Source organism: Streptomyces akebiae, assembly GCF_019599145.1.
Lineage (GTDB): Bacteria > Actinomycetota > Actinomycetes > Streptomycetales > Streptomycetaceae > Streptomyces > Streptomyces akebiae.
Map to the genome: position 1 here is coordinate 211,317 of NZ_CP080647.1, position 12,076 is coordinate 223,392.

Annotated in this window: 9 protein-coding genes; 3 read left to right on the forward strand and 6 right to left on the reverse strand. The window is 72.6% G+C overall.

The features are described from left to right. Positions 1-14: 14 nt before the first annotated feature. The 3 genes from K1J60_RS01000 to K1J60_RS01010 form a co-directional block, all read right to left on the reverse strand. On the reverse strand, positions 15-773 hold the full coding sequence (locus tag K1J60_RS01000; RefSeq protein WP_220644447.1) for an HAD family hydrolase: 759 nt from the start codon (positions 771-773) through the stop codon (positions 15-17). Continuing rightward, a complete protein-coding gene (locus K1J60_RS01005) occupies positions 770-1,534 on the reverse strand; it encodes a CBS domain-containing protein (RefSeq protein WP_220644448.1) in 765 nt (254 codons plus the stop codon). The genes K1J60_RS01000 and K1J60_RS01005 overlap by 4 nt, the downstream gene beginning before the upstream one ends. Before the next feature lie 156 nt (positions 1,535-1,690). Beyond that, positions 1,691-3,409 carry a sensor histidine kinase gene (locus K1J60_RS01010; RefSeq protein WP_220644449.1) on the reverse strand — a complete coding sequence of 573 codons (1,719 nt, stop codon included), beginning with the start codon at positions 3,407-3,409 and terminating at the stop codon, positions 1,691-1,693. Positions 3,410-3,630: 221 nt separating this feature from the next. Here K1J60_RS01010 and ppdK point away from each other — a divergent pair, with 221 nt between their 5' ends. Next, a complete protein-coding gene (ppdK, locus tag K1J60_RS01015; protein WP_220644450.1) occupies positions 3,631-6,318 on the forward strand; it encodes a pyruvate, phosphate dikinase in 2,688 nt (895 codons plus the stop codon). A gap of 97 nt (positions 6,319-6,415) precedes the next feature. On the opposite strand, the gene K1J60_RS01020 is transcribed toward ppdK, so the two are convergent. Both K1J60_RS01020 and K1J60_RS01025 read right to left on the reverse strand, forming a co-directional pair. Further along, positions 6,416-7,279 carry a universal stress protein gene (locus K1J60_RS01020; RefSeq protein WP_220644451.1) on the reverse strand — a complete coding sequence of 288 codons (864 nt, stop codon included), beginning with the start codon at positions 7,277-7,279 and terminating at the stop codon, positions 6,416-6,418. Positions 7,280-7,305: 26 nt separating this feature from the next. Continuing rightward, positions 7,306-8,136: a universal stress protein gene (locus K1J60_RS01025; RefSeq protein WP_220644452.1), complete on the reverse strand. Its 831-nt coding sequence runs from the start codon at positions 8,134-8,136 to the stop codon at positions 7,306-7,308. Positions 8,137-8,418: 282 nt separating this feature from the next. Here K1J60_RS01025 and K1J60_RS01030 point away from each other — a divergent pair, with 282 nt between their 5' ends. Further along, positions 8,419-8,811 carry an STAS domain-containing protein gene (locus K1J60_RS01030; RefSeq protein WP_220644453.1) on the forward strand — a complete coding sequence of 131 codons (393 nt, stop codon included), beginning with the start codon at positions 8,419-8,421 and terminating at the stop codon, positions 8,809-8,811. Between the two features lie 18 nt (positions 8,812-8,829). On the opposite strand, the gene K1J60_RS01035 is transcribed toward K1J60_RS01030, so the two are convergent. Continuing rightward, positions 8,830-11,208 carry a phosphoketolase family protein gene (locus tag K1J60_RS01035; protein WP_220644454.1) on the reverse strand — a complete coding sequence of 793 codons (2,379 nt, stop codon included), beginning with the start codon at positions 11,206-11,208 and terminating at the stop codon, positions 8,830-8,832. A gap of 50 nt (positions 11,209-11,258) precedes the next feature. Between K1J60_RS01035 and ppk2 the strand changes: the two genes are divergently transcribed. Further along, a complete protein-coding gene (gene ppk2 / locus K1J60_RS01040; RefSeq protein ID WP_220644455.1) occupies positions 11,259-12,062 on the forward strand; it encodes a polyphosphate kinase 2 in 804 nt (267 codons plus the stop codon). The last annotated feature ends 14 nt before the right edge of the window (positions 12,063-12,076 follow it).

A 12,076-nucleotide genomic window follows, 5' to 3' on the forward strand; every position in this document is an offset into this window, starting at 1 on the left:
GGGCTGCTCGTTCCTCACCGCCGGAGTTCGCCGTCGAGGAGTTCACCAAGGTCGGCCACCACGATGTCGGCGCCGTGCCGGAGCAGGCGCTCCCCCGTGTCGGGGCCCTGGGCGCGGTCCACTCCGACGACCAGGCGGAAGCCGCCGCGCCGGCCCGCCTCGACTCCCGCCAGGGCGTCCTCGACGACCGCCGCACGGTCCGGGGGGACATCGAGACGGCGAGCCGCCTCCAGGAACAGATCGGGGCACGGCTTTCCGGCCAGCCCCAGGCGGGCCGCCTCTCCTCCGTCGACCAGGGCGTCGAAGAGATCGGCCACCCCGGCCCCGCTCAGCAGCTCACGGGCGTGCCGGGAGGCGGACACCGCCGCCACCGGCAGGCGTGCCGCCCGCAGGGCACGGACCAGCCGTACGGTTCCCGGGTAGGCGTCGATACCCTGTTCGCCGAGTCGCCGGGTGAAGAGCCGTTCCTTCTCCGCCGCCACGGCGCGCACCGTCCGCGCCGACGGTTCGATGCCACGCGACGCGAGGAAGGCGGCGGCCCCGTCGAGCCGCGACCTGCCGTCCACGAAGCGCGGATAGTCGTCCCGGACGTCGAAGGGGCGTCCCTGCCGCGGGTCGGCGGGCGAATGCGCGCGCAGGAAGGCGTCGAAGGCGGTCTTCCAGGCCGCGGCGTGCACCCGTGCCGAGTCGGTGATCACTCCGTCGGTGTCGAACACGACCGCCCGGACCTCCCGCAGCACGGGAGCGAGCGGTGGCCGGGAGCCGATGGTCATGCCCCCTCCTTCGCGATCGGACGTCCGGCTTCACCCTTCAGGGGCTGGTCCGGGCCGGGGCTGTTGCCCGCACCGGTGAGCACGCAGTCGACGTCCACCACCCCCTCGACGGCGCGTGCGAGACGGGCGGCCACGGGGACGAGGGCGGTGTTCCGGAGCCGGCCCGTGAGGGTCACGACTCCCTTGCGCACGTCCACCCGGACCGGTTCGTCCCGGACCGGTCCGTCCGAGTCCGGGGCGAGCATCGGCACGACGTCGCGCCGGATCTCCTCGGCGATGTCCGCGTCGTCGCGCAGGAACACCTTCAGCAGGTCGGAGCGGCTGACGACGCCCCGCAGCCGGCCCTCGGCGTCGACCACCGGAAGCCGCTTGACCCGGTGCCGGGCCATCAGCCGGGCGGCCTGCGCCAAGGGCGTGTCGCCGTGGACGGTGACGGCCGGCGCGGTCATCAGGCCCTCCGCCTCCACCGCGGCCGCCTTGCCGAGGTCGGACAGACGCCGGGGCCGCGGATACAGGGAGCCTCCGGTCGGGGCGTGTCCGGCCCTGGGCAGGTCCGGGTCGCCGTCACGCAGTTCTTCCTTGTGCAACAGGTCCGCCTCGGAGACGACGCCCACGACGCGTCCCTCGTCGTCCACGACGGGAACCGCGCTGACGTGCCACTGCCGCATGGCATGGACGATGTCCTTGAACGCCGCCCGCTGGCGCACCGCTCCCACGGTGCGGGTCATCACATCGCTCACGAGATGGGGAGTGCCGGCCATGGCGACCTCCGAGATGCTCGGGTGACACACTGCGACACCTTCAGCGTCGGGCTCCCGGCCGTCCCGGGCACGGGGCCGAGCGGCCTCTTCCCGACGCCGGACGTCCCCTGCCCCCCGCCGGGTCCTCCCGGAGCCCCGGCCGCTCCCTCGCCTCCCCTACGGCGGCGCCACCGGCACCCGCCACACCAGTGTGGTGCCGCCGGCCTCGGGACAGTGCCACTCCATCCGGCCGCCGAGCTGCCCGGCCCGTTCCGCCATGTTGCGCAGCCCGCCACGGCGGCCCGACGGCGGTATGCCCACCCCGTTGTCCCGGACCGTCAGCACCAGCTCCCGCCCGTCGGTCGTCACCACGATCTCGGCGCGGTCGGCGTGGGCGTGCCGTGCGATGTTGGCCAGGGCCTCGGAGAGCACGGCGACCAGGTGGTCGGCGGTCTCCTTCGGTACGTCGGTGTCGATGAACCCCTCCATCCGGATGCTCGGGGCGAAACCCAGGACCGGTGCCGCCTCGGCGGCCACCCGCACCACGCGGGTCCGCAGGCCGACGTCGGCCGTGCCGTCCCGCGTGCGCAGGCCGAAGATGGTCGACCTGATGATCTTGATGGTCTCGTCCAGGTCCTCCACCGCGCGCAGCACCCGCTCGGAGGCCTCCGGGTGCTCGATGAGGCGGCCCGCGCTCTGCAGGGTCATACCGGTGGCGAAGAGGCGTTGGATGGCGAGGTCGTGCAGGTCCCGGGCGATCCGGTCGCGGTCCTTGAGAACCGCGATCTCCTCGGCGTCCCGACGGCGTTCGGCCAGTTCCATGGCGATGGCCGCCTGGGCGGCGAAGACGCGGAGCGGTTCGGTCTCCTTCGTGGTGAAGAGGGCCTGGCCCGCCTCCCGGACCAGCAGAACGACGCCCCGGATGCCCTCGTCCCGGGTGCCGACGGGAACGGCCACGGCGGGGCCGAGACCGGTGAGGCGGGGCGGTCCGGCCCACACCCGCTCGTCGTGGGTCACGTCCTCGCTGGTGACCGCGGTCGCGCCGGCGAACGCCTCTCCCATCAGGCTGCCCTCGACCGGCAGGACCAGCCCGCTCAGCGTCTCCGCCTCCTCGCCGATGGCCAGGTCGACCGTGAGGGACTCGGTGCCCTCCATCGGCACCGCGACGACCGCGAGGGCCGCGCCGGTGATCTGCCGGGCCCGTTCGGCGATCAACCGGAGCACCAGGGCCTGCTCCGCTCCCGACATCAGGTCGTGGGTGATCTCCGCGTTGGCCCGCAGCCACCGCTCCCGCAACCGGGACTCCTCGTACAACCGCGCGTTGTCGATCGCCACACCCGCCGCCACCGCCAACGTCGACAGAACCGACTCGTCCTCCTCGTCGAACTGCGCCCCACCCCGCTTCTCCGTCAGATACAGATTCCCGAACACCTGCTCACGCACCCGGATCGGCACACCCAGGAACGAATTCATCGGCGGATGATTCGGCGGAAACCCATACGAGGACGGATGCTCCGACAACTTCGCCAGACGCAACGGCTCCGGATGACTGATCAACTCACCCAGAATCCCGTGCCCCTCCGGATACGCACCGATCCCGGCGATCTGCTCCGCACTCACCCCCACCGTGTGGAACGCCGACAACCGCCTGCCGTCCGGACCGATCACCCCCAACGCCGCGTACTCCGCATCCACCAGCACCGCCGCCGCCTCCACGATGCCCCGCAACGCCTGCTCCAACTCCAACTCACGCCCGACCGACAGCACCGCCTCCAACAGACTGTGCACCCGATCCCGCGTCCCCCGCGCCGCATCCAGACGCGCCTGCAACTCCTCCAGCAACTCGTCCAACCTCAGCTGCGGCAGCCGCACACGGGCGTCGTCGGAGCTCGCCACCGCGCTCCTCCCTGCTCTGTCCTGCTCTGCCCTGCTCTGTTCCGGCCAGGGGCACCGACCGTTCGGGTCATGAACCACGGTAATCCGCGCGACCGGAGACCAACAGCGGACCAGGGCCCATCGGCCCGCCCGGGGGGACGGACAGCACCTGCCGGGCGGGCCATGTCCGGTCGACGCTGGAGCTGAAGCGGGTACGCAGCCAACCGGAGGAGACCGGCGTCATGGTCCGTTACGTGTACGACTTCGCGGAGGGCGGCCGTGACATGGCCGACCTGCTCGGCGGCAAGGGAGCGAACCTGGCCGAGATGACCCGGCTGGGTCTCCCGGTCCCGCCCGGCTTCACCGTCACCACCGAGGCCTGCCGGGCCTTCCTGGCCACCGGTGCGGAACCGGAGGGGATGACGGCGGAGATCTCCCGGCATCTCACGGCGGTGGAGCGGGCCGCCGGACGGTCCCTGGGGCAGCGGGACGACCCGCTGCTGCTGTCGGTCCGCTCGGGAGCGCGCTTCTCCATGCCCGGCATGATGGAGACGGTCCTGGACATCGGCCTGAACGACGAATCCGTCCAGGGGCTCGCCAAGACGTCCGGGAACGAGCGGTTCGCCTGGGACTCCTACCGCCGGCTCGTCCAGATGTTCGGCAGCACGGTCATGGGGGTCGACACGGCCCTGTTCGAAGGGACCATCACCCTGCTCAAGGAGGCCCGGGAGGTCCAGGACGACGTGCAGCTCGACGCGGGCGACCTCGCCTGGCTCGTGGAGACCTACAAGTCCCTGATCCGCGACGAGACCGGACAGGACTTCCCCCAGTCCCCGGCCGAGCAACTGCGTCTCGCCGTCCTCGCGGTCTTCCGCTCCTGGAACGGCGAGCGCGCCCGCCTGTACCGCAAGCGCGAGCACATCCCCGAGGATCTCGGCACCGCGGTCACCGTGCAGCGCATGGTCTTCGGCAATCTCGGCGCCGATTCCGGCAGCGGTGTCGCCTTCACGCGGGACCCCGCCACCGGGCGCCCCGGGCTCTACGGCGACTACCTGTCCAACGCCCAGGGCGAGGACGTCGTGGCCGGTATCCGCAACACCGTCCCGCTGACGGACCTGGAGCGGCTGGACCCGGAATCGTACCGACGCCTGTGCGACCACATGGGCACCCTGGAGCGGCACTACCGCGACCTGTGCGACATCGAGTTCACCATCGAGCGCGGCACCCTGTGGATGCTCCAGACCCGGGTCGGCAAGCGCACCGCCGAGGCCGCGTTCGCCATCGCCGCCGAGTTGGCCGAGGAGGGGCTCATCACGCCGGACGAGGCGCTCGCCCGGGTGAGCGGGGACGGGCTCGCCCGGCTGATGTTCCCGCGCTTCGACACCGCCGCGACCGGTGACGCCCTCGCCCACGGCATCCCGGCCTCGCCCGGGGCCGCGGTCGGCGCGGCGGTCTTCGACTCGGCCGAGGCCGTACGCCGGGCCGCCGCCGGCGAGAAGGTGGTCCTCGTGCGCCAGGAGACCACCCCCGACGACCTGCCCGGCATGCTGGCGGCCCAGGCGGTGCTGACCAGCCGGGGCGGCAAGACCAGCCACGCGGCCGTGGTGGCCCGCGGCATGGGCAAGGTCTGTGTGTGCGGCGCCGAGGAACTCACCGTGAACACCGACGCCCGGCGCTTCACCACGCGTGCGGGCACCGTCGTCGAGGAGGGCACCGTCGTCTCGGTCGACGGCTCGGCCGGCGCCGTGTACCTGGGTGGCGTTCCGTTGGTGGCCTCGGCGTTCATGCGCTACCTGGAGACCGGCGAGCAGGCGGACGGGATCGTCGCGGCCGGCGCCCGGGCCCTGCGACACGCCGACGCCGTACGACGGCTGGAGGTACGCGCCAACGCCGACACGCCCGAGGACGCGGCCCGCGCCCGGCGGTTCGGCGCGCAGGGCATCGGGCTGTGCCGCACCGAGCACATGTTCCTCGGCGAGCGGCGCAAGCTGGTCGAGGAGATGATCCTGGCCCGCACCGACGCCCAGCGCGCGCGGGCACTCGGGGCTCTGCTGCCCCTGCAACGACGCGACTTCGTCGGCATCCTGGAGGCGATGGACGGCCTGCCGGTCACCATTCGTCTGCTGGACCCGCCGCTGCACGAGTTCCTGCCCGACCGCACCGAACTCGCCGTCCGAGTCGCCACCGCCGATGCCCGGGGTGAGCCGCCGACCGCGCACGACACCGAGCTGCTGGCGGCGGTCGACCGCATGCACGAGGAGAACCCGATGCTCGGCCTGCGGGGCGTGCGCCTCGGGCTGGTGGTTCCCGGGCTGGTCGCCATGCAGGTGAGGGCGATCGCCGAGGCGGTGGTGCAGCGCGTACGGGCCGGTGGCGCACCGCACGCGGAGATCATGGTTCCGCTGGTCGGCGCGGTCGAGGAGCTACGGCTCGCCCGCGAGGAGGTGGAGCAGGTGCTGGCCAGGATCGGGGAGGAGACCGGTGTACCCGTGCGGTGCCCCGTCGGCACGATGATCGAACTGCCGAGGGCCGCGCTCACCGCGGGCCGGATCGCCGAGGAGGCGGAGTTCTTCTCCTTCGGCACCAACGACCTCACCCAGACGGCGTGGGGCTTCTCCCGCGACGACGTCGAGGCGGAGTTCTTCGCCGCCTACCTCGACAAGGGCGTGTTCACCGCCTCGCCGTTCGAGACGATCGACCGCGACGGGGTGGGACGACTGGTCCGGATCGCGGTCGACGAGGGCCGCGCCGCCCGCCCCGGCCTGACGATCGGGGTGTGCGGCGAGCACGGCGGCGACCCGGAGTCGGTGCACTTCTTCCACGCGGCCGGGCTCGACTACGTCTCCTGCTCCCCCTTCCGCGTCCCCGTGGCCCGCCTGGAGGCCGGCCGGGCCACCCTGACCGGGACGGATGTCAGCGACAGCCGGTGATCGGTGCCGCTCGATCCCGTTTCGCTGCGTCCCGTACGCACGAAAGCGCCGCCCTGCCCCTCCTGTCCGGGGCAGGGCGGTTCGGGCGTGCGCGGTGTCAGAGGTGCGGGACGACGGCGACCGGGGCGACGGAGCGCCGTACGACCGCGTAGGTCACGGGGCCGACGTGCGGGGCCAACGGGGCCCGGCGGACGCGGCGGCCGACGACCACCAGGGAGGCGTCGAGGGAGGCGTCCACCAGACGCGCTCCGGCCCTGCCGACCACGGCCTCCTCGGTCACCTCCACACCAGGGAACTTGTCCCGCCAGGGTGCGAGGAGGGCGGACGGCTCCTGTTCGCCCCCGGCCGTCCCGCTGTCGCCGGGCCGCGGCGTGCCGCGGCCGTGGACGACGCGCAGTCCCGTCGCACGCCGTGCGGCCGCGTCGAAGGCGAACGCGATGACCGTGTCGTCGGGATCGCCGAGGTCCAGCCCCAGCACGACGTCCCGGTAGGCGGTCGTCGCGGTCCCGGACGCGTCGGTCCGGTACTCGCTCGCGGCTTCGGCGCGGACGAGGACGACCGGCCGTCCGGCCCGCGCCACCACGGCCGCCGCGACGGAGCCGAGCAGGAACCCGGCGGCCCTGCCCAGACCCCGTGACCCGAGCGCCAGCAACTCGCTGCCCTCGGCCACGGCGACCAGGGCCGACGCGGGGTGCCCGGGCAGTCGCTCGCCCTCGATCGGCAGGCCGGGGTGGCGGTGGGCCAGCCGGGCGACCGACTCGCGCAGCAGCGCGGCGGAACGGTCCGCGCCGAGCGGAGCGATCTGTTCGCCGGCGAAGGGCACGTAAGCGTGCGGGGGCAGGTCGTCGGCGTGCACGACCCGAAGGGCGACGGAGTACATCCGGGCTTCACGAGCGGCCCAGTCCGCGGCCGCGCGGCTCTCCGACGATCCGTCCAGCCCCACGGCGACGACACGGGACATGGGTGAGCCTCCTGGAGTCGCACGGTTCACGCGGCGGGGACGACGACCACCGGGCAGTGCGCCCGGCGCAGCAGGACGGGGGCGACCTGTGTGTGGTGCGGGGCGACGGGGGACGTCCGGTGGTGCGAGCCTACGACCACCAGACCGGCCTCGCGGGTCGACTCCAGCAACGCCTCGGGCGCGCTCGTGCGCACCGTGACGGCCTTCACCGGGACATCGGCGTACCGCTCCCGCAGTGCGGCGAGGGCGAACCGCGGGACGGCCTCCTCGACGCGCTCGTAGGAGGTGGCCGGGTCCCGTCGCCGGCCCTCGGTGGGCACCAGCGGCGGCAGTGCGGGCGTGACGTGGCGGTGGGACCAGGAGTGCAGGACGCGCAGGTGGGCGCCGCGTCGGCGGGCCTCCTCGAAGGCGTAGACGGCGGCCCGCTCGTCCGTGTCGTCCTCCAGGCCGAGCACCACCTCGCGCCCTTTGTCGCACGGGTGGTCCCCGCGCACGACGAGCAGCGGACCCCGCACGCGACGGGACAGCCGCAGACTGACCGATCCCAGCAGCAGACCGGCGGCGCGCCCCATGCCCCGGGTGCCCACGACGGTGAGCGCCGCGTCGGCGCTCTGCCGGGCCAGCTCCCGCACGGCGCCGCCCTCGGCCGCGACGGTCCGGACCGGAAGACCGGGGTGCCGCTCGTGGACGCGCGCGACGGCGGCCCCGAGGATCGGCGCGGCCTCGTCGCGGTCGGAAGCGGCGCACACCAGACGCAGCTCGGCACCGCGCCGGATCGCTTCCCCGGCGGCCCAGTCCAGGGCCCTGGTGGAGGACAGGGTGCCGTCCACTCCTACGACCACATCGTTGTGGGTCATGGCTCCGCTTCCTTTTCGACGGACGGTGACCGAGGAGCACCGGATGGTGGCCCCCCACCCTCGATGTTCGCCGTGGACCGCCGCCCCGGGCAGGAGCCGGGAGACCCGTGGGCGTGCCGAACGGCCCCTGTCCGCGGGGACGTTCGGGCCGTGGCGCGCGGTCGCGGCGCGGGGCCCTGACGGGAGGGCCGCCGCATCGCGGCTGGGAGGGTCCATGCGGGACCCGCGAAAGGGACCGAACGGCCCTTCCGCAGGTCGCACGGGCTTGGCTTGTCTGTCTTCATGGACGACGAACCCACGAGGTCCTCCGCGTATCACACGACCCGGAGCGCCGCCGGCAGCACGATCGTGTCGCTGCACGGCGAACTCGACCTTCTGGCGGTTTCCGCGCTCTCGGCGGCCCTGGACGCCCTGACGGCGGTGTCCCGCCCCGATGTGGTGCTCGACCTGCGTCCCGTGTCCTTCATCGACTGCTCCGGGCTCGGCCTGCTGTGCCGGGCACAGAGCCGGATCCGTGCGCGGCACGGCCGGCTGCGGCTGGTCACGTCCGCGAGCACCTTCCGGCGGCTGCTGCGGTGCACGGGGCTGAGCGGCGCCTTCGAGGTGCACCCCAACCTGCCGGAGGCGCTCGCCGACGGGGCACCGGTGGCACGGGCCGCGGCCTCACGCGGGTGAGGCCGCGGCCCGGCGGCGTCAGGCCCAGTGCCAGTCGGCGATCTCCGGCAGATCGGTGCCGTGCTCGCGGATCCACGCGTGGTGGCGGGTGCGCACGTCCGCCATCTGCTGGCGTACGGCGGCGGCGCGGACGGCGAGCCCGGGGACGCGGTCGATGACGTCCATGACCAGGCGGTAGCGGTCGAGGTCGTTGCGGACGACCATGTCGAACGGTGTGGTCGTCGTCCCCGACTCCTTGTAGCCGCGGACGTGCGTGTTGCCGTGGCCCGCGCGGCGGTAGGCGAGGCGGTGGATGAGCCACGGATAGCCGTGGTAGGCGAAGATCACCGGCTTGTCGGTGGTGAACAGGCCGTCGTACTCGAAGTCGGTCATGCCGTGCGGGTGCTCCTCGCGCGGCAGCAGCCGGGTCATGTCGACGACGTTGACCACGCGGACGGCGAGCTGGGGCAGATGGCGGCGCAGCAGCTGCGCGGCGGCCAGGACCTCCTGCGTGGGCACGTCTCCGGCGCAGGCGAGGACGACGTCGGGTTCGCCGCCGTTCTCGCTGCCCGCCCACTCCCAGATCCCGGCGCCGCGTGCGCAGTGGGCGCGGGCCTGGTCGATGGAGAGCCAGTCGAAGCAGGGCTGTTTGCCGGCGACGATCACGTTGACGTAGTCGCGGCTGCGCAGGGCGTGGTCGGCGACGGAGAGGAGTGTGTTGGCGTCCGGGGGCAGGTAGACGCGTACGACCTCGGGGCTCTTGTTGAGGACGTGGTCGACGAAGCCGGGGTCCTGGTGGGAGAAGCCGTTGTGGTCCTGGCGCCAGACGTGCGAGGTGAGCAGGTAGTTGAGGGAGGCGATGGGGGCCCGCCAGGGCAACTCCCGCGACGTCCTGAGCCACTTGATGTGCTGGTTGACCATGGAGTCGACGATGTGCACGAACGCCTCGTAGCAGGAGAACAGTCCGTGCCGGCCGGTGAGGAGGTAGCCCTCCAGCCAGCCCTGGCAGAGGTGTTCGGAGAGGATCTCCAGGACCCGTCCGTGCCGGTCGAGGTGTTCGTCGACGGGGAGGTGCTCGGCCTGCCAGGCCTTGCCGCTGGCGTCGAAGACGGCCTGCAGGCGGTTGGAGGCGGTCTCGTCCGGTCCGACGACCCGGAAGTCCCGGCGCAGGCGGGTGTCCTTCATCACCTGGGCCAGGAGGTCACCGAGGACCCGGGTCGGCTCGTGGAGCGTCGTGCCCGGCTTGTCGACGGGGACGGCGAAGTCGTCCAGGGAAGGCACGGGCAGATCGCGGACGAGGAGTCCGCCGTTGGCGTGCGGGGTGGCGCCCAGTCGCCTGGCGCCGGAGGGGACGCAGGCGAGGACGTCGTCGACGGGCCGTCCGTCCGGGCCGAACAGCTCCCGAGGTTTGTACGAGCGCAGCCATGCCTCCAGCTGTCGCAGGTGCTCGGGGTTCTCCCGCACCCCGGCGAGCGGAACCTGGTGGGCACGCCAGGTGCCCTCGACCGGTTGGCCGTCGACCTCGGCGGGGCCGGTCCAGCCCTTCGGGGTGCGCAGCACGATCATCGGCCAGTGCACACGTTCGGCGACGCCGTCATCGCGTGCCGTGCGCTGCATCAGGGCGATCCGGTCCAGCGCCTCGTCGAAGGCGTGGGCCAGGGCGCGGTGCACGGTGGCCGGGTCGTCTCCGGTGACGTGGAGGGGGGCGTGGCCGTAGCCGCGCAGCAGGGCGTCGAGTTCGGCCTGGGGCAGGCGCGAGAGCACGGTCGGGTTGGCGATCTTGTAGCCGTTGAGGTGGAGGATCGGCAGGACGGCGCCGTCGTGGACCGGGTCGAGGAACTTGTTGGAGTGCCAGGAGGCGGCCAGCGGCCCGGTCTCCGCCTCGCCGTCCCCGATGACGCAGGCCACCAGCAGGTCGGGGTTGTCGAACGCGGCGCCGTAGGCGTGGGCGAGGGAGTAGCCGAGCTCACCGCCCTCGTGGATCGAGCCCGGGACCTCCGGTGCCACATGGCTCGGTACCCCGCCGGGGAAGGAGAACTGCCGGAAGAGCCGTTCCATGCCGGGGGCGTCGCGGGTGACGTCCGGGTAGGTCTCGCTGTAGCTGCCGTCCAGCCAGGAGCCGGCCAGCACGGACGGCCCGCCGTGCCCGGGTCCCCACACGCAGAGGGCGTCCAGGTCGCGCGCTTTGATCACGCGGTTGAGGTGGGTGTAGACGAGGTTCAGGCCCGGGGAGGTGCCCCAGTGCCCGAGCAGCCGCGGCTTGATGTGTTCCGGGAGCAGCGGCTCGGTGAGCAGGGGGTTGGCCATCAGATAGATCTGCCCGGCCGCCAGGTAGTTGGCGGCCCGCCAGTGGGCGTCCAGGGTGCGCAGTTCGTCGTCGGAAAGTACGGTGACGTTCTGGTGTTCGACCTGGGTCATGGGTGACTCCCAAACTCATCGACGGGGGTCGTCGGGCGGTGGAGGACGGCATGGCCGGCAAGAAGGCGACGAGGGTGTCGCGTGCGGCGTACGAGAAGGAACTGCTGCGACTGCAGACGGAGTTGGTGAAACTCCAGGAGTGGGTGCGGGCCGAGGGCGCCCGGCTGGTCGTGGTCTTCGAGGGGCGTGACGCGGCGGGCAAGGGCGGCACGATCAAGCGGGTCGCCGAACACCTCAACCCCCGTGTCGCCAGGATCGCGGCCCTCCCCAAGCCGACGGAGCGCGAGCGCACCCAGTGGTACTTCCAGCGGTATGTCGAGCAGTTGCCGGCGGCCGGGGAGATCGTGCTGTTCGACCGGTCCTGGTACAACCGGGCCGGTGTGGAGCACGTCATGGGCTTCTGCACCAAAGAGGAATACCAGCTGTTCATGCGGCAATGCCCCATTTTCGAGCGCATGTTGATCGAGGACGGGATCCTGCTGCGCAAGTACTGGTTCTCGGTGAGCGACACCGAGCAGCAGGAGCGCTTCCGGCGGCGCCTGGAGGACCCGCTGCGGCGCTGGAAGCTCTCGCCGATGGACCTGGAGTCGCTCACCCGCTGGGAGGCGTACTCGCGGGCCAAGGACGAGATGATGGTGCACACCGACATCGCCGAGGCGCCGTGGTACGTCGTGGAGAGCGACGACAAGCGCCGGGCCCGGCTGAACATGATCGCCCATCTGCTGGCGTCGGTGCCGTACAGCGAGGTGCCGCCCCCGGTGCTGGAACTGCCGGCGCGCCCGCCGTCGACCGGCTACGAGCGCCCGCCGCGCGATCTGCGGACGTACGTCCCGGATCACGCGGCGGGTGTGTGAGCAGCCGGTCACCG